The 20,734-nt window shown below is 63.3% G+C and carries 21 protein-coding genes; 15 read left to right on the top strand and 6 right to left on the bottom strand.

The genetic code is table 11. The features are described 5' to 3' along the window. The first annotated feature begins 3 nt into the window (after positions 1-3). Entirely contained in the window at positions 4-591 is a 588-nt protein-coding gene (locus AC2A04_RS06105) for an alpha-ketoglutarate-dependent dioxygenase AlkB (RefSeq protein ID WP_484211397.1), read from the top strand. Here AC2A04_RS06105 and AC2A04_RS06100 read toward each other — a convergent pair. From AC2A04_RS06100 to ligK, 3 genes are read right to left on the bottom strand one after another with little or no spacing between them, the layout of a single operon-like run. Further along, positions 576-1,466 carry an amidohydrolase family protein gene (locus tag AC2A04_RS06100; protein WP_484211396.1) on the bottom strand — a complete coding sequence of 297 codons (891 nt, stop codon included), beginning with the start codon at positions 1,464-1,466 and terminating at the stop codon, positions 576-578. The genes AC2A04_RS06105 and AC2A04_RS06100 overlap by 16 nt on opposite strands. Beyond that, positions 1,463-2,533 (bottom strand): 4-oxalomesaconate tautomerase, encoded by a 1,071-nt coding sequence (locus AC2A04_RS06095; protein WP_484211395.1) that lies wholly within the window; start codon positions 2,531-2,533, stop codon positions 1,463-1,465. The genes AC2A04_RS06100 and AC2A04_RS06095 overlap by 4 nt, the downstream gene beginning before the upstream one ends. Further along, a complete protein-coding gene (gene ligK / locus AC2A04_RS06090) occupies positions 2,526-3,200 on the bottom strand; it encodes a 4-carboxy-4-hydroxy-2-oxoadipate aldolase/oxaloacetate decarboxylase (RefSeq protein ID WP_484211394.1) in 675 nt (224 codons plus the stop codon). The genes AC2A04_RS06095 and ligK overlap by 8 nt, the downstream gene beginning before the upstream one ends. Before the next feature lie 107 nt (positions 3,201-3,307). On the opposite strand from ligK, the gene ligR reads away from it, so the two are divergent. The 9 genes from ligR (at position 3,308) to AC2A04_RS06045 (ending at position 12,044) form a co-directional block, all read left to right on the top strand. Next, positions 3,308-4,459, top strand: a complete 1,152-nt coding sequence (ligR, locus tag AC2A04_RS06085) for an aromatic metabolism transcription factor LigR (RefSeq protein WP_484211393.1) — start codon at positions 3,308-3,310, stop codon at positions 4,457-4,459. 63 nt (positions 4,460-4,522) lie between these two features. Then, entirely contained in the window at positions 4,523-5,344 is an 822-nt protein-coding gene (locus AC2A04_RS06080; RefSeq protein ID WP_484211392.1) for an NAD(P)-dependent oxidoreductase, read from the top strand. Beyond that, a complete protein-coding gene (locus tag AC2A04_RS06075; protein ID WP_484211391.1) occupies positions 5,341-6,366 on the top strand; it encodes an amidohydrolase family protein in 1,026 nt (341 codons plus the stop codon). Before AC2A04_RS06080 ends, AC2A04_RS06075 begins: the two co-directional genes overlap by 4 nt. Continuing rightward, the gene (ligA, locus tag AC2A04_RS06070) at positions 6,363-6,788 is read left to right on the top strand and encodes a protocatechuate 4,5-dioxygenase subunit alpha (RefSeq protein ID WP_484211390.1); all 426 of its coding nucleotides are present in this window, start codon (positions 6,363-6,365) and stop codon (positions 6,786-6,788) included. Before AC2A04_RS06075 ends, ligA begins: the two co-directional genes overlap by 4 nt. Position 6,789: 1 nt before the next feature. After that, entirely contained in the window at positions 6,790-7,632 is an 843-nt protein-coding gene (locus AC2A04_RS06065; protein WP_484211389.1) for a class III extradiol dioxygenase subunit beta, read from the top strand. A 69-nt stretch (positions 7,633-7,701) separates the two neighbouring features. Beyond that, positions 7,702-8,646, top strand: coding sequence for a Gfo/Idh/MocA family oxidoreductase (locus AC2A04_RS06060; protein WP_484211388.1), 945 nt, complete (start codon positions 7,702-7,704; stop codon positions 8,644-8,646). A gap of 154 nt (positions 8,647-8,800) precedes the next feature. Beyond that, positions 8,801-9,589, top strand: a complete 789-nt coding sequence (locus tag AC2A04_RS06055) for a CmcJ/NvfI family oxidoreductase (protein ID WP_484211387.1) — start codon at positions 8,801-8,803, stop codon at positions 9,587-9,589. 57 nt (positions 9,590-9,646) lie between these two features. Next, a complete protein-coding gene (gene nov2 / locus AC2A04_RS06050; RefSeq protein WP_484211386.1) occupies positions 9,647-11,125 on the top strand; it encodes a lignostilbene-alpha,beta-dioxygenase NOV2 in 1,479 nt (492 codons plus the stop codon). Between the two features lies 1 nt (position 11,126). Next, positions 11,127-12,044, top strand: coding sequence for an NAD(P)H-binding protein (locus AC2A04_RS06045; RefSeq protein ID WP_484211385.1), 918 nt, complete (start codon positions 11,127-11,129; stop codon positions 12,042-12,044). 340 nt (positions 12,045-12,384) lie between these two features. On the opposite strand, the gene AC2A04_RS06040 is transcribed toward AC2A04_RS06045, so the two are convergent. Next, the gene (locus AC2A04_RS06040; RefSeq protein WP_484211384.1) at positions 12,385-12,975 is read right to left on the bottom strand and encodes a hypothetical protein; all 591 of its coding nucleotides are present in this window, start codon (positions 12,973-12,975) and stop codon (positions 12,385-12,387) included. Positions 12,976-13,071: 96 nt separating this feature from the next. Beyond that, positions 13,072-13,953, bottom strand: a complete 882-nt coding sequence (locus AC2A04_RS06035) for a dienelactone hydrolase family protein (RefSeq protein ID WP_484211383.1) — start codon at positions 13,951-13,953, stop codon at positions 13,072-13,074. A gap of 149 nt (positions 13,954-14,102) precedes the next feature. Here AC2A04_RS06035 and AC2A04_RS06030 point away from each other — a divergent pair, with 149 nt between their 5' ends. Beyond that, a complete protein-coding gene (locus AC2A04_RS06030; protein ID WP_484211382.1) occupies positions 14,103-14,822 on the top strand; it encodes a nuclear transport factor 2 family protein in 720 nt (239 codons plus the stop codon). A gap of 36 nt (positions 14,823-14,858) precedes the next feature. On the opposite strand, the gene AC2A04_RS06025 is transcribed toward AC2A04_RS06030, so the two are convergent. After that, entirely contained in the window at positions 14,859-15,350 is a 492-nt protein-coding gene (locus tag AC2A04_RS06025; protein WP_484211381.1) for a MarR family winged helix-turn-helix transcriptional regulator, read from the bottom strand. A gap of 178 nt (positions 15,351-15,528) precedes the next feature. On the opposite strand from AC2A04_RS06025, the gene AC2A04_RS06020 reads away from it, so the two are divergent. The 4 genes from AC2A04_RS06020 to AC2A04_RS06005 all read left to right on the top strand — a co-directional run bounded on the left by AC2A04_RS06020 (position 15,529) and on the right by AC2A04_RS06005 (position 20,725). Beyond that, positions 15,529-18,096, top strand: coding sequence for a TonB-dependent receptor (locus AC2A04_RS06020; RefSeq protein ID WP_484211380.1), 2,568 nt, complete (start codon positions 15,529-15,531; stop codon positions 18,094-18,096). A 134-nt stretch (positions 18,097-18,230) separates the two neighbouring features. After that, positions 18,231-18,836, top strand: coding sequence for a nuclear transport factor 2 family protein (locus tag AC2A04_RS06015; RefSeq protein ID WP_484211379.1), 606 nt, complete (start codon positions 18,231-18,233; stop codon positions 18,834-18,836). 3 nt (positions 18,837-18,839) lie between these two features. Further along, complete coding sequence (locus AC2A04_RS06010; protein WP_484211378.1) at positions 18,840-19,241, top strand: nuclear transport factor 2 family protein; 402 nt, start codon at positions 18,840-18,842, stop codon at positions 19,239-19,241. Between the two features lie 14 nt (positions 19,242-19,255). After that, a complete protein-coding gene (locus AC2A04_RS06005) occupies positions 19,256-20,725 on the top strand; it encodes an aldehyde dehydrogenase (RefSeq protein ID WP_484211377.1) in 1,470 nt (489 codons plus the stop codon). Positions 20,726-20,734: the final 9 nt, after the last annotated feature.

The raw sequence follows: 20,734 nt of genomic DNA, 5'->3' as shown, positions 1-20,734 counted from the left end.
GCAATGAGCCTGCTGCAGCCAGACCTGTTCGGCGACGCCCCACAACTTGTGCCGGGCCTGTCCGCCTGTCCCGACCTGATCGAGCCCGCAGAGGAATCCACTCTCGCAGCCCGTATCGACGCGTGCGCGCTCCAGCCGTTCCAGTATCAGGGCTGGGAAGGCCGCCGGTTGTTCGCGGCATTCGGCAGCGACTACGATTACACGCGCGGTCGGGTGATTCCTGCGCCGACCATGCCCGATTGGTTGCTACCCCTGCGCGACCGGATGGCGCAGTGGGCGGGCCTTCCGGCCAGCGATCTCGTCCAGGCGCTGGTGCTCCGCTACGATCCGGGCGCCGGCATCGGCTGGCATCGCGACCGTCCGCAATATGGCAGGATACTCGGGCTGTCGCTCGGCGCGCCGGAAGTCCTGCGTCTGCGACGTCGCCGCGCGGATGGCGGGTTCGATCGCCGGACAGTGCCGCTTGCGCCCCGCGCTGCCTATGGCCTCGACGGTCCTGCTCGCTGGGAATGGGAGCACTCGATAACGCCGGTCGAACAGCGGCGCTGGTCGATCACCTTCCGCAGTTTTCGCGATCAATCCGCCCAGTAGAGCCGCATCGGATTGTCGATGAGCAGCTTGCGCTGCAGTTCCTCGGTCGGCGCGATGCGCGGGATCATGTCGACCAGATGCCCGTCATCGGGAATCTCGGTGTCCATGTTCGGGTGCGGCCAGTCGGTACCCCAGAGCACGCGGTCCTGATAGTCGGCGACGAGCGGGGCGACGGCATCGGCAAAGGCGTTCCACGGATCGCCCGCGCCGCCTTCCTTGATCGCGTCAAGCCGGTCGGGGCAGGTGGCCTTGAACCAGATGTCCTCGCGACTGTTCAGGAAAGCGCGGAAGGCTTTCATGTCCGCGCCGTCCGGCCCTTGGCGCACATCGGGACGGCCCATGTGGTCGATCACCAGCGGCACCGGGATGGCGTCCATGAACGGGCGCAGTTCCTCGAGAATTTCGGCCTCGAAATAGATCACAACGTGCCAGCCCTTGGGCAGGCGCTGCGCGACTTCGAGGAACTTGTCCTTGGGCGCGTTGTCGACAAGGCGCTTGAGAAAGTTGAAGCGGATGCCGCGGATGCCGCCTTCGTGCAGTGCATGAAGCTCTGCCTCGGAGATTGCCGGATCGACCACGGCCACGCCGCGCGCCTTTCCGTTCGACTTTGCGATGGCATCAAGCGTCGCACCGTTATCAGTGCCGTGGCAGCTTGCCTGAACGATTACATTCCTGTCGAAGCCCAGATGATCGCGCAGTGCAAACAGCATATCCGGCCCTGCGTCCTGCGGCAGGTACTTGGCCTTGGCCGAAAACGGGAACTGGGCCATCGGCCCGAAGACATGGCAATGCGCATCGACCGCGCCAGCCGGCGGCACGTAGCGCGGCTTCGACGGGTTGGCATGCCAGCTGACGATGCGGTTCTGGTCGGTCATGCGAATACAACTCCATCCATCAGCTTGCGCGCGGTGCGCAGGAGGGCGGCGGTGCGGACTTCGCCCTGGTCGTCCACGTCCAGCACGCAGCTCATTTCACCGGTCGGATGCTCGACCGACAGCAGCTTGCGTGAACCATCGGGGATCTGCGCCACTTCGGCAGCTGGCGAGCCTTCGATCAGGCAGGCAGTCGCCACGCTCACTGCGCCAAGCACGCCGATCGTGGCATGGGCGCGATGGGGGATGAAGCTGCGCACGGTTACCGCGCCACCCTGTCTGGGCGGGGAGACGAGCATCATCTTGGGGACTGACTTTTCCTTGACGTCGCCGAGGTTCATCATCGGCCCGACGATCAGGCGGATCGCTTCTATCTTGGCCTTCAGATCGGCCGCATTGTCCAGCCAGTCGCGGTCCTCGTAGCCGGTAATCCCGACGTCCTCGGCCTTCATCACCACGCATGGCATGCCGTTGTCGATCAGCGTCACCGCCACGCCATTGACCACGTCCACCGCGTTGCCGGTGGGCAGCAATGCCCCGCACGAAGACCCTGCCGTGTCGCGAAATTCCAGCGGAACCGCGGCATGGCTTCCGGGAACGCCGTCGATTTTCGCATCGCCCTGGTAAGTCACCTTGCCGCTCGGCGTACTGACCGTGGCTACGGCAACCTGGCCCGTATTCTCCATGTAGATCGCAACACGCGTCTCATCGCCGCTCGCTTCCACCAGCCCGCGCTCGATGGCAAAGGGGCCGACGCCTGCAAGGATGTTGCCGCAGTTCTGGGCGTCGGTGACGATGGCCTGATCGACGAAAACCTGCAGGAACAGGTAATCGACATCGATCCCCTCGCGCGCCGATTTCGACACGACCGCAACCTTGCTGGTCAGCGGATCGGCGCCACCCATCCCGTCGATCTGGACGGGATCAGGACTGCCCATCATGGCGAGCAGAAACGCATCGCGCTGTGCGCTGTCGGCGGGCAGATCGTCCTTGAGGAAATAACCGCCCTTGGACGTTCCACCCCGCATCCACATGCACTGAACGCCGGTGGGGACGCCCGTCTCAGACATACTTGAGGCCTTCCTTTTCGAGGCGTTCGCGCATCTTGTACATGTCGAGCCCGAGGACACCCTGGCTGAGCTTCTGGCGCTTCTCGCCCTCGTTGGCCTCGCGCGCCTGTGCAGCAGCCAGCACCTCGGCAGCCTTTTCGCGCGGGACCACGCAGACGCCATCGTCATCGGCGACGATCACGTCGCCCGGATTGACCAGCGCATTGGCGCAGACCACCGGAACGTTGACGCTGCCGAGCGTGTTCTTGACCGTCCCTTGCGCATAGATCGCCTTGGACCAGACGGGGAAGTTCATCTCGGTCAGGTCGCGCACGTCGCGCACGCCCGCGTCGATCACCAGGCCCCGGCAGCCGCGCGCCTGCGCACTGGTGGCCAGAAGGTCGCCGAAATAGCCGTCCTCGCAAGGCGAGGTGGGAGCGAGCAGCATGATATCGCCCGCCTGAAGCTGCTCGATCGCCACGTGGACCATCCAGTTGTCGCCCGGAGCCGCGCTGATCGTCACGGCAGAGCCAGCAATGCGCGCGCCGCGATAGATCGGGCGCATGTAGCTGGCGAGGAGACCCGTGCGGCCCTGCGCTTCGTGCACGGTGGCAACGCCGCATGCGGCAAGGCCATCGATCACCGCAGGATCGGCACGCTCGATGTTCTGGACGACGATACCCGACATGCTTGAGGCTCCCTCGAAACTGAATGCCGCTGTCCATGCGACCGCCGCGCCCGCGCCACCAATGCAATGTTTGCTCACCGCCATAAGGAAATGCTAAGTCACCTCTCATGGTCCAGGCCGCGATCAATGTCCGCCACATCGCCGCCTTCGCGGCCACCGTGCGCCATGGCAGCGTTACCCGCGCTGCGCGCGCTGTAAACCTGACCCAGCCCGCGCTGACGCAGGCGATCGCCCGGCTCGAGGCAGACCTTGGCTGCACCCTGTTTGAGCGCGGTCCATCGGGAATGACCCCCACAGAGCCCGCGCTGCTGTTCGCCCCACGTGCCGAAGCCGCTATCGTGCAAGTCGGCAGCCCCCGCGTCACCGGCACGCAACTGCGCGCTTTCCTGGCCCTTGCGCGCGCGGGAAGCTATGCCGTGGCGGCCGAGGCCACCGGCCTGTCGTCGGCCTCTCTCCACCGCGCCGTGGCAGACCTGTCGGTTGCACTGGGCCAGCGGCTGGTCGACCGGCGGGGCCGTTCGGTCATGCTCACCCCTGCCGGAGAGCGTCGCGCGCGCGGCTTCGGCCTTGCCATGGCCGAACTGCGCAGCGGCCTTGCCGAAGTCGCCGCCTGGCAGGGCAAGGCGGCGGGCCGCATCGTCGTTGGTGCCATGCCGTTGAGCCGCGCGCGCTGGCTTCCCGAAACGATCCTGCGCTTCACCCGCAGTCATCCCGGCGTCGATGTCGCCGTGGTCGAAGGCAGTCATTCCGAACTCTCCGGCCCCTTGCGCGATGGCGAGGTCGACATGATGCTGGGCGCGTTGCGCGAAGCTGTGACGCTCGATGATCTGGCACAGGAACCCGTGTTCGAGGATCAGCCCGCGCTGGTCATGCGCGCCGGCCATCCGCTGCTGTCGAGCGTGATGGATGGTGCCACGCTCGCCCGCTTCCCCTGGATACTCCCCGCCCGCGACACGCCCCTGCGTCACTACTGGGAAGACATGATGCGCAGTGCGGGCGCCGAGCCGCCCCATGTCGCCATCGAATGCGGCTCGGTCCTGACTGTGCGCCAGCTTCTGCTTGGGTCCGATGCCCTGACGCTGCTCTCGCCCGCGCAGCTTGCGGTCGAGCTTCAGGCGGGCGTTCTTGCCACCCGTCCCACCCCGGTGCCAGTCGCCCGCACCATCGGGATCACCACGCGCGAAGGCTGGCGGCCCACCGCACCGCAAGCGGCGTTCGTCGCACTCCTGCGCGAGGTGGCGGCTGAAGGCTTTGCATAAATTTATGGGTCAGGCGATGTTTGCATTTGTGGCGGCCCGCCCGCCGACGCAGGACACCGCCCCATGGAGAGCACAATCGCCCTGATCGGCTTCGGTGAGGCCGGGTCCACCTTTGCCAAGGCCGCCGGCTGGGAAGCGGCTGCGCTGGCTTTCGACGTGAACCCTGCGCGCCGCATGGTCATGGAAGAAGCGGGCGTCGTCGCCTGCGCCACCGCCGAAGATGCGCTTTGCGATGCCGACATCGTGCTCAGCCTGGTCACCGCCGATTCCGCGCTGCCCGCCGCGCAGGATTACGCTGCGCTGCTGAAGCCGGGTGCGATCTGGTGCGACATGAACTCGGTTGCCCCCGACACCAAGCGCACCGCTGCTCGCGCGATCGAGGCTGCGGGCGGGCGCTACGTCGATGTCGCCGTGCTTGCACCGGTACACCCTGCGCGCATGAACGTGCCTCTGCTGATATCGGGCGATCACGCCGCCCAAGCCGAGGCGATGCTCAATGCGGCGGGCTTTGCGAAGACACGCATCGTCGGCTCTGAAATCGGCCGTGCCAGCGCGATCAAGATGATCCGTTCGATCATGGTCAAGGGTATCGAGGCGCTCACCGCGGAAATGATGCTGGCGGCCACCAGGGCGGGCGTCGTCGACGAAGTCCTGTCCTCCCTCGATGCCAGCGAGAAAACGCAGGGCTGGGCCGAGCGGGCCGAATACAACGTCGAACGCATGACCACCCATGGCTTGCGCCGCGCCGCCGAGATGGAAGAGTCCGCCAAGACGCTCATCGGCCTCGGCATCGAGCCGGTGATGACCGCAGGCACGGTCCAGCGTCAGCGCGAACAAGCCGGAAAGACCATTCCCTTCCACCCAGAGAGGACTGAAGTCGCATGACCATGATCATCGACTGCCACGGCCATTACACCGTGCTGCCGAAGGCGCATGACGAATGGCGCGAGAAGCAGAAGGCCGCATTCAAGGCCGGCACCCAATGCCCGCCGTATCCCGAGATTTCCGACGACGAAATCCGCGAGACGATCGAAAGCAACCAGTTGCGCCTGCTCAAGGAGCGCGGCGCGGACATGACGATCTTCTCCCCGCGCGCCTCCGCCATGGCCCCTCACGTGGGCGACCAGTCGGTCGCGGTAAAGTGGGCGCAGGTCTGCAACGACCTGATTGCGCGCGTCGTTGGTCTCTATCCCGAAACCTTCGCCGGCGTCTGCATGCTTCCGCAGTCGCCCGAAGCCGACATGACCTCGTCGATCGCCGAGCTTGAGCGCTGCGTGACCGAACTGGGCTTCATCGGCTGCAATCTCAATCCCGATCCGGGCGGCGGCCACTTCAAGCATCCGCCGCTCACAGACGAATTCTGGTTCCCCTTCTACGAGAAGATGGTCGAGCTCGACGTGCCTGCGATGATCCACGTCTCTGGTTCGTGCAATCCGGCGATGCACGCGACCGGTGGGTACTATATTGCGGCCGATACCATCGCGTTCATGCAACTGCTTGAAGGTGACCTGTTCAGCCGCTTCCCCACCTTGCGCTTCATCATTCCGCACGGCGGCGGCGCGGTGCCCTATCACTGGGGACGCTATCGCGGGCTGGCCGACATGCTCAAGAAGCCTGACCTGTCGGGTCACCTGATGAACAACGTCTATTTCGATACCTGCGTTTATCACCAGCCGGGCGTCGACCTGCTGGCCGACGTGATCGAGAACAAGAACATTCTGTTCGGCTCGGAAATGGTTGGCGCGGTGCGCGGCATCGATCCCACCACCGGCTTCTATTTTGACGACACAAAGCGTTACGTCGATGCGCTCGACATCACGGACGCCGAACGCCACGCAATCTTCGAGGGCAACGCCCGCCGGGTGTTCCCGCGCCTCGATGCCAAGCTGAAGGAGAGGGGCCTGTGACCGACAATCCCGCCACGCCCAGGCAGAACATCCATGAGTATCTCGCCGAACTGGACGACATCCCGGGCACGCGGATCTACACTGCTGCCCGCGCCCGCAAGGGCTACTGGATCAACCAGTTCGCGATGAGCCTGATGAAGGCCGAGAACCGTGACCGGTTCAAGGCGGATGAGCGCGCCTATCTCGACGAGTGGAAAATATCGGAAGATGCCAAACAGGCCCTTCTGGCGCGCGATTACAACAAGTTGCTGGACCTTGGCGGCAACGTCTATTTCCTGTCGAAGCTGTTTTCGTCCGACGGACTGCCCTTCGCCGAGGCGGTCAGCACGATGACCGACATGACCTGGCCCGAATACCGCCAGATGATGTTGGACGGCGGACGCTCGGCCATCGGCAATCGATCCATCAAGGGAGGCTACTGACATGGCCCGCATTACCGCAGGCGTGGGATCGAGCCACGTGCCGCTGCTTGGCGTAGCCGTCGACCAGGGCAAGACCCGCGACGACTATTTCGGCCCGATCTTCGCCGGCTACGACTGGACGAAGCAGTGGGAGGCCGAGACCAAACCCGACGTCGTCATCCTCGTCTATAACGATCATGCCTCGGCATTCGACGCGAACATCATCCCGACCTTCGCGATCGGTTGCGGCGAGAGCTACAAGTCGGCCGACGAAGGCTGGGGCCCGCGCCCCGTGCCCGACGTCGAAGGCCATGCCGACCTTGCCTGGCACATTGCGCAGAGCCTGATCCTCGACGATTTCGACATGACCATCATCAACGAGATGGACGTCGATCACGGTCTTACCGTGCCGCTCTCGATGATGTTCGGCCAGCCCGAAAAGTGGCCGGTCAAGGTAGTGCCGCTCGCGGTCAACGTCGTGACCTACCCGGTCCCATCGGGCAATCGCTGCTGGGCGCTGGGCGAGGCGATTGCCCGCGCGGTCGAAAGCTTCCCCGAAGACCTCAACGTGCAGATCTGGGGCACCGGCGGCATGAGCCACCAGCTTCAGGGCCCGCGCGCCGGCCTGCTGAACCGGGAATGGGACAACAGGTTCCTCGACATGCTCGAGGCCGACGATGACGCCGTCCGCTTCATCCCGCACATCGAATACCTGCGCGAGACCGGTTCGGAAGGCATCGAGATGGTGATGTGGCTGATCATGCGCGGCGCGCTGGGCAAGAAGGTCAACACGCTTCACCGCCATTATCACATTCCCTGCTCCAACACCGCGATCGGGCACATCGTGCTCGAGCCGGCGGACTGACGAACCCCATCCACCCTTGCCGGGCGGCCTCACCGGTCGCCCGGTCCTTTTCTGCGGAAAGGACACATAATGCGCATTGCACTGGCCGGGGCGGGAGCCTTCGGTGAAAAGCACCTCGACGGCCTCAAGAACATCGACGGCGTCGAAATCACCTCGATCATCAGTCGTCGCGCCGATCAGGCCGCGGCCGTCGCTGAAAAGTATGGCGCCAAGCACTCGGGCACCGAGCTTGAAGAAGCGCTTGCCCGGGACGATGTCGACGCTGTCATCCTGTGCACGCCCACGCAGATGCACGCCTCTCAGGCGATCGCCTGCATGAAGGCGGGCAAGCACGTGCAGGTCGAAATCCCGTTGGCCGACAGTTGGGCGGATTCGCAAGAAGTGCTGCGCGTGGCCCAAGAAACCGGCAAGGTCTGCATGGTCGGCCACACCCGCCGCTTCAATCCTTCGCACCAGTACGTGCACAACAAGATCGTGGGCGGTGAATTCAACATCCAGCAGATGGATGTGCAGACCTACTTCTTCCGCCGCAAGAACATGAACGCCAAGGGCGAGGCGCGGTCATGGACCGACCACCTGCTCTGGCACCACGCCGCGCACACGGTCGATCTGTTCGCCTATCAGGCTGGCAAGATCGTCAAGGCCAACGCGGTCGAGGGCCCGATCCATCCCGAACTCGGCATCGCCATGGACATGTCGATCCAGCTCAAGAGCGAAAGCGGCGCGATCTGCACGCTGTCGCTCTCGTTCAACAACGATGGCCCGCTGGGCACCTTCTTCCGCTATATCGGCGACACCGCGACCTACATCGCGCGTTACGACGATCTGGTGAACGGCAAGGAAGAGCCGATCGATGTTTCAAACGTGGACGTCTCGATGAACGGCATCGAACTTCAGGACCGCGAATTCATCGCCGCGATCCGCGAGGGCCGCGAACCCAACAGTTCGGTCGCCAAGGTGCTCGACTGTTACCGAGTCCTCGGCGAACTCGAACAGCAGCTCGCCGCCGGCTGAAACTGACAAGGCCCGCCCGAAACGGCGGGCCTTTTCGTTTGGTGGATGAAGACAAGAAGCCCGTCCGTCCTGAGCCTGTCGAAAGGCATGTGCCACGCAAGGCCAGGCGAACCGGCAGGACCCGCGCCAAAGCGGGCCGCTACAGGAGAGCATGATGGAAGCGCTGATTGCCTATTCGGGGCGCAGATTTGCCCGCCCGCGCTACTATGCCAATGCGCACGAGCGTGACGAGGTGGACATAGCCCCGCAACCGATGCCGATGCACGATGCCCGCGTGGCAGGCGCGACCATTGACCGCGAAGGCTTCCAGATCGTGCCGCACAAGAGCGCCGTCACCGATTTCGCGGATCGCGAGCAGGTGGCAAAGCTGCACATGCGCGAGATCGAGGATCTCGTGCAGGCCCAGACCGGAGCGGACTTCGTCCACGTCGGTGCGCCGGGGTTGCTGCGTTTCTCGGAGAAGTCGGGCAAGGCCGGCAGCCTCAACAATTCGATGCCCGCGCGCTTTGCGCATATCGACATTTCCGATCCCACCGCCGCGCAGTTCGCCTCGCGCGGTGCCGGGGGGCGGCCCTTTTTGCGCTGCGCCCATTACAACGTCTGGCGGGCGATCTCGCCGCCGCCGCAGGACGTGCCGCTGGCGTTCTGCGATGCACGCAGCATCGCGTCTGAGGACCTGATCGAGGCCGACGCGGTGTTCGACGAAGCCGGCAAGCCCGAGTGGTCGTTCGAGGGTCTGGTCGTCGCGCACAATCCCGCCCATCGCTGGCACTGGTATCCGGGCATGACGATCAACGAGGCGGTCCTGTTCAAGACCAACGACAGCGATCCCGCCCGTGCCCACCACGTGCCCCATGTCGCTTTCGACCTGCCCGACTGCCCTGCCGATGCCCCGCCGCGCGTCAGTATCGAAATGCGCGCCACAGCTTTCTGGTGGGCTTGATCTTGCGCGGGGACGCGCTACAAGAACAGTAACAAATGATAGGGTGAGGTTGAGGTCATGGGCGCTTTTCCGCAGACGATCTATTTCACGGGCGCCAACGCCCCGGTAGGCGAAGAGCCGGAGCTGCACGGGCTGAAGGTCGAGGGCGATCTGCCGGCCGAAGTGCGCGGCAGCTTCTACCGCGCCGTGCCCGATCCGGCCTTCGCGCCGATGTTCGAAACCGACCACACCCTTTCGGGAGACGGCATGGTCAGCCGCCTCTCATTCAACGGCGATGGCACGGCGGACTTTGTGCAGAAATACGTCGAGACTGCACGCTACAAGGCCGAAAAGGCCGCGGGCAAGGCGCTGTTCGGCAAGTATCGCAATCCCTTCACCGATGATCCCTCGGTGCAGGGCACGGACCGCACAGTGGCCAACACCACGCCGGTCTGGCACGCCGGACGTTTGCTCATGGCCAAGGAAGATGGCCGTCCCTATCGCGTCGATCCCAGGACGCTGGAAACCATCGGCTCCTATGATTTCGGCGGCGCGCTGAAGAGCGAGACGATGACCGCGCATGTCCGCATTGATGCTGCCACGGGCGAGCTGTTCTTCTACGGCTACGAAGCCGATGGCCAAGCCTCGACCAAGGTCGCTTATTGCGTGGTCGCGCCAGACGGCACGCTCAAGTCGGAACAGTGGTTTGACGCGCCCTACTGCGCGATGATGCACGATTTCACGATCAGCGAAAACTATGCGCTGTTCCCGATCTACCCGACCACTTCGGACCTCGACCGGCTCAAGGCGGGCGGCGAACACTGGCATCACCAGCCCGAACTCGATTCCTGGCTCGGCGTCATGCCGCGCTATGGCGATGTTTCGGAAATCAGGTGGTTCAAGGGCCCCAAGGGCTGCCATTCGTACCACATGATGAACGCGTGGGAGGATGCCGACGGCATGCTCCACTTCGACGCCTGCCTCAACAACACCAACGCTTTCGCCTTTATCCGCGAGCCTTCGGGCATCCACATGGGCCCGCAGGACGTGGTCGGCGCGCTCACCCGCTGGACGGTCGATCCCAGGGCCGATGGCGGTGAAGTGGTTGAAACGATCATCGGCCCTCCCGGCGATTTCCCGGTGATCCCGGCCAAGCTGCAGGGCCGCCCCTACAAGACCGGCTTCATGCTCTCGATGAACCCGCAGCTGCAAGGGCCGCCGCTGTTCGCAGGGCCGGTCGGCGTCAGCTTCAACATGCTTCTGCGGCTGGACGGGATGGATACGCCAGCGCCGCAGGTGACGAACGCACTCGCCCTGCCGCCGATGACCGGGTTCAACGAGCCGGTGCACGTCCCCGCCACCGATCCCGCCAAGGACGGCTGGCTGGTGTTCATCGTGGACCAGCAAATCGGCGACAACCAGTTCCTCCATGAGGCTTGGGTGGTCGATGCCGGCAACATCGCCGCCGGCGCGGTTGCCAAGGTCGTCATTCCCACGCGCCTGCGCCCACAGGTCCACGGCTGGTGGGTGCCGCAAGCCCAGCTGGACGCGCTCTGATATGGGCAGGATCGTCATCACCGGTGCTTCGGGCAACTATGGCCGCGGCGTCACCGATCGCCTGATTGCGCAAGGGCGCGCCGCCGACCTGATCCTGATCACGCGCAAGCCGGAAAAGCTCGCAAACCGTGCCGCGCAGGGCTGCGACGTGCGCTACGGCGATTTCGACAAGCCCGAAACGCTGGCAGCAGCGGTGCAGGGGGCTGAGCGGATGCTGCTCATCTCCGGCACCCGTGTCGGCGCGCGCGTGGAGCAGCACAAGGCCGCAATCGATGCCGCCGCCGCTGCTGGTGTGGCGCACATCATCTACACCAGCTTCATCGGCATCGACGATCCCGCCAATCCTGCCGAGGTCCGCCACGATCACATCGAGACCGAAGCGCTGATGAAGGCCAGCGGCTGCGCGTGGACGATGCTGCGCGACGCGCACTATGCCGACGCCATGATCCTCATGGCCGGCCCCGGCGTGATGCAGACCGGCAAGTGGTTCTCCAACGCCGGCGAGGGCCGCGAGGCCATGGTCTGGCGCGACGACTGCATAGAAAGCGCCGTCGCCGTGCTGACCGGCGAGGGCCACGAGAACCGCACCTATAACATCACCGGACCGGAGTTGCAGACGTTCCGCGAAGTGACTGCGCTGATGGCGGAAGTGACCGGCAAACCGCTCGAATACGTCTCGCTCGACGACGACGCCCAATACGCCATGTTCGACGCCATGGGCATCCCGCGCCGTCCGGTCGATGACCAGTCCATCGCCGGTATCCCGTGGAACAGCGACGACATGGTCACCTTCGGCGCGGCCATTCGTGAGGGGTTCCTGGAGTTGTGCACCGGTGATGTGGAGAGCCTAACCGGACGCAAGGCGCGCTCGGTGCGGCAGATGATCGAGGACAACGCGGAGATGCTGCGGGGGGCGTGACCTCTCGCTTCACCCCTCCCCGGCGGGGAGGGGCAGGGGTGGGGGAGCGGGGCGAAGTCTCGCGTCAACGCCAGTGCAGCACACCCCCACCTGGCCTCCCCCTTGAGGGGGAGGGGCTCAATCGCGTCTGGATCAAACCTTCGTCGTCCCGGACTTGATCCTCGACAGCGCTTTTCTTCTCACCAAAAGTTCTTGGTGGCGGCGGTCAATAGGCAGCGGGACCCCGGGTCAAGCCCGGGGTGACGGCAGGTTTTGGTATGAGCCTCCAAAAGCCGCTATGGCGCGATTTGGGTGGGGAGCGGACTGTCCACAAACCATGGGCAACTGTCGGCGTCGCTGTCTAACGGCTTTGAGCTTGTAGCGTTTTATACAGACCATCTTCAATTTCTTGCTTCATGCGCTCCAATATTTTCAGAGCCTCAGAGCGGCTAGTCCTCAAAGAGAGCACATCCAACAGTGTATGCTCTTCGGGGAGGCAGGCTGCATACGCACTGCCGAAGACAACAGTCACAGCGTCACGCGATTTTGCTGCTCCGAATTCATTCATATCCACCTTTTCAGTAACGCATTTAGCCCATACAGGCCCCGGGCCTTGAGGAATTCCCGTCTGTCGTATTTGATCGACCTTGCGGGCAACCAATATGTCAATTCGATTCAAAAATGCATATCGATCTGGAGAGGATTGAATTTTTTTAAGAAGAACGTCAGCCTCAAATTTGCATACATTCGAAGACTTTTCCGATATTTTCAAAGATGGTTCGGGATCATTGTAATGCTGAGAAGCATAAAATGCCCTGCATGCGACGAATTTTGTCAATTCATCTTTGGCAAACGGGTAATATTCAAATAGATCGTTGGTGGGAGCAGCGAATGCGGCGCTGGTTCCTAACGTCAAAAACAGGGACGCAATTTGGAGGGTTTTGCGAAACATTTCTGTATCCTTATGCGGTCCACCTTATGCCCGCAAAGTTGTCGTCTCCGGACTGGCAGCTTCTGCGCAAAACACCGCAAAAGCCGCCCCCACCCCTCACAAATTCGCCGCAAACAGCGCCAGCATCCGGCCCCAGGCTTTTTCCGCCTGCTCGCGGTCGTAGATTGGCGCGTCGAGGGTGCACCAGCCGTGTTGTGCGGGATAGACCTCGATCTCCGCAGGCCGCCCGGCCGCATCGGCCGCCGCGCGCAGCACGTTCTTTTCGTCGGGCGCGCGTTCGTCATCGTTCTGGGCGATAGCGATCAGATAGGCTGCTCTGGTGCTGGCAATCAGCTTGTTCGGCGCATCCGCATCGGTGCCGACAAGGCCGCCACCGTGGAACGATGCTGCCGCGCCGATTCGCGCCGGGTTGGCAAAGGCGGTGCGCACGGTGAACGGCCCGCCCATGCAATAGCCGCAAGTGCCGATGCGCTTTTTCGTGTCGACTTCCTTCTGCGCGTCCAGCCATCCAACGAACGCCGCCGCGTCGGAAATCGTGCCTGCAGGCGTAATAGCTGCGATCATCGGCTTGAGCTTGGCCTGACCCGCCGGTGCGCGCCATTCCATCAGTGAATTCAGGATCGGCGCGGGGCTCGACCGGTAATACTGGTTCACCACCAGCACGGCATAGCCCGCCGCTGCCATGCGCGTACCCATCTGCATGTAGGCATCGCGCAGGCCTGCAATGTCGGGCCACATGATCACGGCGGGGTGCTTGCCCTTTGCGGGATGGACGAAGAAAGCATCGGCCTTGCCGTTTGGCGTGTCGATCGTCACCATCCGGCTGGCCGTGGCCGCGCTCATGTCCTTGGCCGTGGTGCATCCGGGCAGGACGGAAAGCGCCGCCACGCCTGCGCCCATTCCGGCAAATTCCCGGCGGTTCAGTCCCTGGGTCCGCATCCACGCGGCGTTCTCGGCCTCGGTCATTTCATCGCACATCGCCAGCCATCCTTCCGTGCCCGTCCATCGCGCAGACTAGCGCGCCGGAGGACCTGCGCAAGGTGCCCTGACAGGCCCATTTTTTGCTGGCTTAATTCATATCAATTGTTAGTGTCAGCCACAAAGACACCGACTTGGGAGAGTCGAACATGACCGATGTCGCTACGCGCCTTGCCGCCCTTGAAGCCCGCGTGACCGAGCTTGAGGATCTCAACGCCATCCGTCGCCTGCAATGGGCCTATGGCTACTACATCGACTACAACCGGCCCGAGGAAGTGGCCGGGCTCTTCGCCAGGGATGGCGCGGTCGTGTTCCTTTCGGGCGAATACGTCGGCTACGAAGGGGTGATGCGGCTTTATGGCACGTGGTTCCAGAACCTGTTCACCGGTGGCCGTCGCGGCCCGGTCCACGGGCTTCTGCTCGATCACTTCCAGCTGCAGGATGTGATCACCATCGCGCCCGATGGGCAGACCGCAAAGGGGCGTTTCCGGGGCATTCTCGCAGGCGGCTGGCATGACGACGTACTGGCGGAAAAGCCCGAGGGCGTGCCCCAGCAGTTCTGGGAAAGCGGCATCTACGAGAACGACTACGTCAAGGAAGACGGCGTCTGGAAGATCAAGCGCCTCGATTACATGATGCAGTGGCAGGCCGATTACGAAATCGGCTGGTCGAAGACGACCGCGCATCTCCAGCCTGCCGCGGCCTGCTTCCCCGAAAATCCGATCGGGCCTGATCGTCTTCTGCCTGAAACCGATGTGCGCCAGACCTGGCCGCATCGCCAGGAAGTGGCGATGAGCTTCGCCCATCCGGTGCTGGCCAAGGCGTTTGCTGTGGGCGATTTCACCGCGCTACAGAAGAAGTGGCCCTGATCGGGTAAGTCCGCCGGTGCACGTTCTTGCGAAGCCTCAGACGCTCCAGCGCCCGATGCGGGCGAGCACGGCCGCGGCGACGCGACGGAACGCTTCACGGTCGCGCTGCGATACGCCCTTGAACAGATCCGCTCCGACTTTCGCCATTGCCGGGATCGTATCCGAGAACAGCCGTTCGCCTTCGGCCGTCAGCCGCACCGGCTTGCGCCTGCGGTTCGATCGATCGAGGCCGGGTTCAATCAGGCCACGCTGGGCAAGGCCGGTGATCGCGCGGCTCACGTTCATCGGCGCCACGCCCATGATCTCGGACAGCTCGTGCCCGGCAAGCTCGCCTTCGCCGCCGAGCGCCAGCACGATGCGCAGGTCGGTCGCGGTGATGCCCATCGGATCAGCCACACCTTCGCGCATCGGACCGCCGATGAAAGTGGCAAGTTTGAGCAGGTCGACCAGCATGGCAACGTCGCCGTCGATGGCCACGCCTTCAACGGCAGGGGCATCATTCGGCCGGAGGTGCGATGTCGCGTTCATGGCGCGCATCTATTGCCGCGTTCCTGCCCTTGAGCAAGAGGTCTGTGGACTTTCTGCATCATGTTGCTTGGAGCATTACCGTCGCAAATGTTAGGCTTGCCAAGTCGAATTTAGTATGCCTTACTAACAAACATCAGGACGGTCCCGAAGAGGACCAAACAGGAGAGGGGATATGGCAATGGCCAACCGTACCACGTCACTCGTGCGTCTGCTGGTTGCTGGCAGTTTGGGTGCCATGACAATGGCGCTTTCGGAAACTGCTGTTGCACAGCAAGCACAGCCACAGGCAGATCCGGACGCGAACCAGATCGCCGAAATCGTGGTGACCGCCCAGTTCCGCGAGCAGAAGCTTCAGGATACGCCGATCGCCATCACCGCGGTCGATGCCGCGCTGATCGAATCGCGCAGCGCCACCAATCTCGCAGATGTCACCAAGGCGGCGCCCAGCGTCGTGCTGCGTCCGGCGGCCTCCGCTTTCGGCAACTCGATTTCGGCCAGCATCCGCGGTCTGGGCCAGGGTGACTTCAACCCCGCGCTCGAACCCGGCGTCGGTCTCTACATCGACGACGTCTATTATCCGCGTCTGACCGGTGCAAACTTCGATCTGCTCGATGTCGAGCGCGTCGAAGTGCTGCGCGGTCCGCAGGGAACCCTGACCGGACGCAACTCGGAAGGCGGCGCAATCAAATTCGTTTCGCGCAAGCCCATGGGTGAAGGCGGCTACGTCTCGGCCACATACGGCAGCCGCAATCGCATCAATCTGCGCGCCAGCGCCGATTTCAAGCTTGCCGAGAACCTGTTTGCCCGCCTTTCGGGCACTTTTGCGGATCAGGGCGGCTATGTCGACGTGATCGACTATGGCTGCGCGTTCCCGGCCAGCGGCGTTCCGGCGCTTGCGGGCGGAGCCAAGTGCGATCTCTACAAGCAGGGTGACGTCGGCTACAAGGCGCTGAAGGCGATCGTCCGCTTCAACCCCAGCGAAGCGCTCGATATCAGCATTTCAGCCGACTACAACAAGGACAGCCGCAACAGCAGCGCTGAAGTTCTGCTCAACGCCAGCAATGCCAACCCCAACACGCAGACGGTCAACGGCATTCCGTTCGACAACCGCTTCATCTGCGGCAAGTTCTGCAACTACACCACCTTTGCCCAGCCCGGCGGCCCGTACATTGCCGGCCTGATCCCGCCGCTCAACGGCCTGCCGCTTGGTACGGTCAACGGCCAGCAGAAGAACGAATACGAAGGCTGGGGCGTTTCGGGCAACATCGACTTCAAGCTCAACGATTCTATCCAGCTGCAGTCGATCACCGCCTACCGCGAATGGGACAACAGCTTCACCATCGACGGTGACCTTTCGCCCGCGCGCACGCAGATCGGCAACAACAACCTGTCGCACTGGTTCTGGAGCCAGGAATTCCGCATCAACGCCGAGGTTTCCGACCAGCTTCAGGTGACGCTGGGCGGCTACTACTCGGACGAGCAGACCACCTATTACACGTTGCAGGATATCCGCTACGTTTCGATCGGTGTGCCTGGTTTCGTCTGCGGGCTTATCGGCGGGCTTCCCACGGAGACCTGCCCGATCTTCCCGCTGCAGTTCATCGGCAACGATCCTGTCCGCACCAAGTCGAAGGCCATCTTCGGCACCGCCATCTTCAAGGCGACAGAAGCGCTGACTCTGACGGGTGGCTTCCGCTACACCAAGGACAGCAAGGACTACACCTACTACCGCTACAATCTCGATGGCCGGACGATCAATCCGTTCGTCGATGGTGTGGGTGCCGTCTATGGCATCGGTTACTCGGGTCCGGACAAGTTCGACTCGAACGGCAACGGCGATCTGACCGAAACGGTCACCTCGCTCTCGGGCCGGACGGCCAGCTTCCGCGGCAGCCGCTGGGACTATCGCTTCACCGTCGATTACCGCTTCTCGCCCGAAGTGCTGGTCTATGCGACCACCGGCACGGGCTACAAGGCGGGCGGCGTCGGTCCGCGTCCGTTCAACGCGGCGCAGGCTCGCGAGTTCAACCCTGAAGAAGTCACCAGCTACGAACTGGGCATCAAGACCGATCTGTTCGACCGCAAGCTGCGCTTCAACGTCAGCGCCTTCTACAACAAGCTGAAGGACGCACAGCTGACGCTGCTGAGCTGCCCGCAGTTCGGCGGTCCCGGCCCCTGCGCCCTGCCGCAGAATGCCGGCGACGCGACCATCAAGGGTGTCGAGTTCGAAGCATTCATCCAGCCCGTTGCCGGCCTGACGATCGACGCTTCAGCATCGTACCTCAAGTACGTCTATGACTGCGTGGATCCGCAAGTCGTGGGTAACACCACGCTGCCTGCCGGTGTCTGCTCTTCGGACCAGGCCATCAAGACCGCGCTAAACGATCCCGCGCAGGGCTGGCAGTGGAACTTCGGCATGCAGTATGAGGCCGATCTCGGAACGTCGGGCTCGCTCACGCCGCGCATCGACGTCAACCGCCAGAACCGTCTGCCGGGCAACGTGCTTCGTCCGGCGGCAGGCAGCGCTTCGGAAATCTTCGGCCAGGTGCCAGGTTACACGATCGCCAATGCTCGCCTGACGTGGCGCAATGCCGACCGTGACGTCGACATTTCGCTCGAGGTGACCAACCTGTTCGACAAGTATTACTTCTCCTCGAAGTTCGACCTGAGCACGCTGGCAGGCAGCGTTCTCGGGAACCCCGGACGTCCGCGCGAATGGGCGCTGACCGTCAAGAAGAAGTTCTGATCCGTCATCGCCAGCTCGGCGACGGAAAAATCAGGGGGCAGCCATCACGGCTGCCCCTTTTCTTTTGCGGGGAATGCTGGCACTATTCTAACAAATGATATCGTCGTGCCGATGATGCAGCGACGCGGAGGGAGATGGTGGTGACCGAACTGCTGACGCTTGAGCAACGCATCGCGCGTATCGAAGACGAGCGCGCCATTGTCCGGCTGCAGACGGCCTATGGCTATTACGTCGACAAATCGCAGTGGGACGACGCCGCCGATCTGTTCGCCCGCGATGCAACGCTGGAGATCGCCGCGCGCGGACTTTACCGCGGGCAGGAGCGCATACGCGCTTACCTGAAATGCCTGCCTTCGCTAAAGGAGGGCAGCCTGTTCAATCACATGCAGCTGCAGCCGCTGATAACCCTTGATGGCGACCGTGCGTGGGGACGCTGGCGCGCCATCATGGAAGTGACGATTGCCGGTGCCGTCGACATGGTTGGCGAGGCAACCTACGAAAACGCTTACTTGCGCGAAGACGGTGTGTGGAAGATCGCGAAGCTGCACTGCTTCGTGACCCATTATGCCGACCGGTCCAGGGGTCTGGCGCAAGGGGCGATTCCGATGGGCACGGAACTGCCCGAGTTTGCGCCGGACGAGCCGCAAAGCGTTGACTACGGCTCCTACCCGCAAGTCTTTGTGCCGCCTTTCCACTATCCCAACCCGGTCACGGGGCGGCATTGGCAGAAGAAAGATTGAACCATGCTGACCCGTGCCGACTACGATCGCTATGTCGAAGCCTTCAACGCCAGGGATTATGACGCGGTTGCCGATTTCTATGTCGATCCGCCGCTGATGACATTTTTCGGCGTCGAAATCCGCTCGCGCCAGGCTCTCAAGGATTTCTATGCCTTCCTTCACGATCACGTGAAGGAAAGCGTACGCGTGCTGAACTTCGCCGCCTCCGATACCCTTACCGCGATCGACGCAATCATCCGTGTCGAAGGCGTCAAGGACCTGACCCGCGAGGCGCTCGACGCGCAGGGGCTCCATGGCTTCTTCCCGATTTCGGTCGGAGAAGTGCAGGAGATGCGGCAATTCATTTTTTACAAGATCAACGATGGCCTGATCGAGCGTGTCGAATGCGCGCTCGCGCCGATGTGAGAGGAAATCCCGAGATGACACCCGAAGGCGTGAACGTCGCACATCCCGACAAGCTCTATATCGGCGGACGCTGGGTCCCGGCGCATTCCGGTCGCACGATCGAGCTGGTCTCGCCCAACACCGAACAGGTCGTCGGCCGCGTGGCAGAGGCAGACGAGGCCGACATGGACGCCGCTGTCGCCGCTGCGCGCGAGGCATTCGATAACGGCCCTTGGCCCACGACGCCGCCGGCCGAGCGCATCGCGGCCTTCCGCCGCATGGTCGCGCATCTCGAAACGCGCGTGCCCGAGCTGGCAAAGGCCTGGACCGCGCAGATGGGGGGGCTTGCCTCGTTTGCGGGGCCGATGCACGGCGGCAGCGTGATGGCGCTGGCGCAGATCGCGGGGTTTGCCGAACAGTTCGAATTCGTCGAACGTCGCCCAAGCCATGCCGCGGAAGCCGCGCTGATCGCCTACGAGCCTGTCGGCGTCGTCGCAGCAATCGCACCATGGAACGGGCCGTTCGGGATCATGGCGAACAAGGTCGCTTACGCGCTGTTGACCGGTTGCACCGTGATCATGAAGCCTTCGCCCGAAACGCCGCTGGAAGCCTACATCATTGCCGAAGCGGCGGAGGCTGCGGGGATTCCGGCAGGCGTTGTCGGTCTCGTCACCGGCCATCGCGAGGCAAGCGACCACCTCGTCTGCAACGAAGGCGTCGACAAGGTCTCGTTCACTGGCTCGACTGTTGCCGGCAAGCGCATAGCCTCGGTCTGCGGCGGTCGCATGGCGCGTTGTACGCTCGAGCTTGGCGGGAAGTCGGCTGCGATCATTCGCGACGACTTCCCGATCGAGGCGGCGGCCAAGATGCTCACCGGCACGATCACGATGATGTCGGGGCAGGTCTGCGCCATGCTCAGCCGCGTTATCGTGCCGCGCCATCGCCATGACGAACTGGCCGAGGCAATTGCGGCGGAAATGACGCAGGTCCGCATCGGCCACTCGGATGATCCGGAGACCCAGCTCGGCCCGGTGGCGATGAAGCGCCAGCTCGAACGCATCGAGATGTATATCGAGGAAGGCAAGCGCACCGCAGACCTCGTCACTGGCGGCGGGCGCCCGGCCCACATGAACCAGGGCTATTTCATCGAACCGACGCTGTTCGCCAACGTGCGGAACGACAGCCGCATCGCGCAGGAGGAAATCTTCGGCCCGGTCCTCAGTCTGATTCCGGTCGAGGACGAGGAAGACGCGATCCGCACCGCCAACGCCAGCGCCTATGGTCTCAACGGTTCGGTGCTGACCACCGACGCGGACGCAGCCTATCGCATCGCGCGCCGCATTCGCACCGGCGGCTTCGGCCAGAACGGCTTGCGCATGGACTTCGGCCTGCCCTTCGGCGGGTTCAAGCAATCGGGCATCGGGCGCGAGGGCGGGCCCGAAGGGCTCTTCCCTTACCTCGAGATGAAGACCATTCTGATCGACGCGATGCCAACGGCACTTTGATCCGGGAGA

It is taken from the genome of Novosphingobium sp. HNCC26DJ243 (assembly GCF_057180545.1).
The sequence above is the reverse complement of the archived record's forward strand: the minus strand, read 5'-3'. Positions and strand labels throughout refer to the sequence as shown.

Coding starts and splice junctions, on each gene's coding strand:
- AC2A04_RS06100 (WP_484211396.1), bottom strand. CDS start 1,466: ATGACCGACCAGAACCGCATCGTCAGCTGGCATGCCAACCCGTCGAAG.
- AC2A04_RS06030 (WP_484211382.1), top strand. CDS start 14,103: ATGACCGATGTCGCTACGCGCCTTGCCGCCCTTGAAGCCCGCGTGACC.
- AC2A04_RS06055 (WP_484211387.1), top strand. CDS start 8,801: ATGGAAGCGCTGATTGCCTATTCGGGGCGCAGATTTGCCCGCCCGCGC.
- nov2 (WP_484211386.1), top strand. CDS start 9,647: ATGGGCGCTTTTCCGCAGACGATCTATTTCACGGGCGCCAACGCCCCG.
- AC2A04_RS06040 (WP_484211384.1), bottom strand. CDS start 12,975: ATGTTTCGCAAAACCCTCCAAATTGCGTCCCTGTTTTTGACGTTAGGA.
- AC2A04_RS06095 (WP_484211395.1), bottom strand. CDS start 2,533: ATGTCTGAGACGGGCGTCCCCACCGGCGTTCAGTGCATGTGGATGCGG.
- AC2A04_RS06015 (WP_484211379.1), top strand. CDS start 18,231: ATGGTGGTGACCGAACTGCTGACGCTTGAGCAACGCATCGCGCGTATC.
- AC2A04_RS06020 (WP_484211380.1), top strand. CDS start 15,529: ATGGCCAACCGTACCACGTCACTCGTGCGTCTGCTGGTTGCTGGCAGT.
- AC2A04_RS06060 (WP_484211388.1), top strand. CDS start 7,702: ATGCGCATTGCACTGGCCGGGGCGGGAGCCTTCGGTGAAAAGCACCTC.
- AC2A04_RS06045 (WP_484211385.1), top strand. CDS start 11,127: ATGGGCAGGATCGTCATCACCGGTGCTTCGGGCAACTATGGCCGCGGC.
- AC2A04_RS06035 (WP_484211383.1), bottom strand. CDS start 13,953: ATGTGCGATGAAATGACCGAGGCCGAGAACGCCGCGTGGATGCGGACC.
- AC2A04_RS06080 (WP_484211392.1), top strand. CDS start 4,523: ATGGAGAGCACAATCGCCCTGATCGGCTTCGGTGAGGCCGGGTCCACC.
- AC2A04_RS06025 (WP_484211381.1), bottom strand. CDS start 15,350: ATGAACGCGACATCGCACCTCCGGCCGAATGATGCCCCTGCCGTTGAA.
- AC2A04_RS06005 (WP_484211377.1), top strand. CDS start 19,256: ATGACACCCGAAGGCGTGAACGTCGCACATCCCGACAAGCTCTATATC.
- AC2A04_RS06105 (WP_484211397.1), top strand. CDS start 4: ATGAGCCTGCTGCAGCCAGACCTGTTCGGCGACGCCCCACAACTTGTG.
- AC2A04_RS06010 (WP_484211378.1), top strand. CDS start 18,840: ATGCTGACCCGTGCCGACTACGATCGCTATGTCGAAGCCTTCAACGCC.
- ligK (WP_484211394.1), bottom strand. CDS start 3,200: ATGTCGGGTATCGTCGTCCAGAACATCGAGCGTGCCGATCCTGCGGTG.
- ligR (WP_484211393.1), top strand. CDS start 3,308: ATGGTCCAGGCCGCGATCAATGTCCGCCACATCGCCGCCTTCGCGGCC.
- AC2A04_RS06075 (WP_484211391.1), top strand. CDS start 5,341: ATGACCATGATCATCGACTGCCACGGCCATTACACCGTGCTGCCGAAG.
- AC2A04_RS06065 (WP_484211389.1), top strand. CDS start 6,790: ATGGCCCGCATTACCGCAGGCGTGGGATCGAGCCACGTGCCGCTGCTT.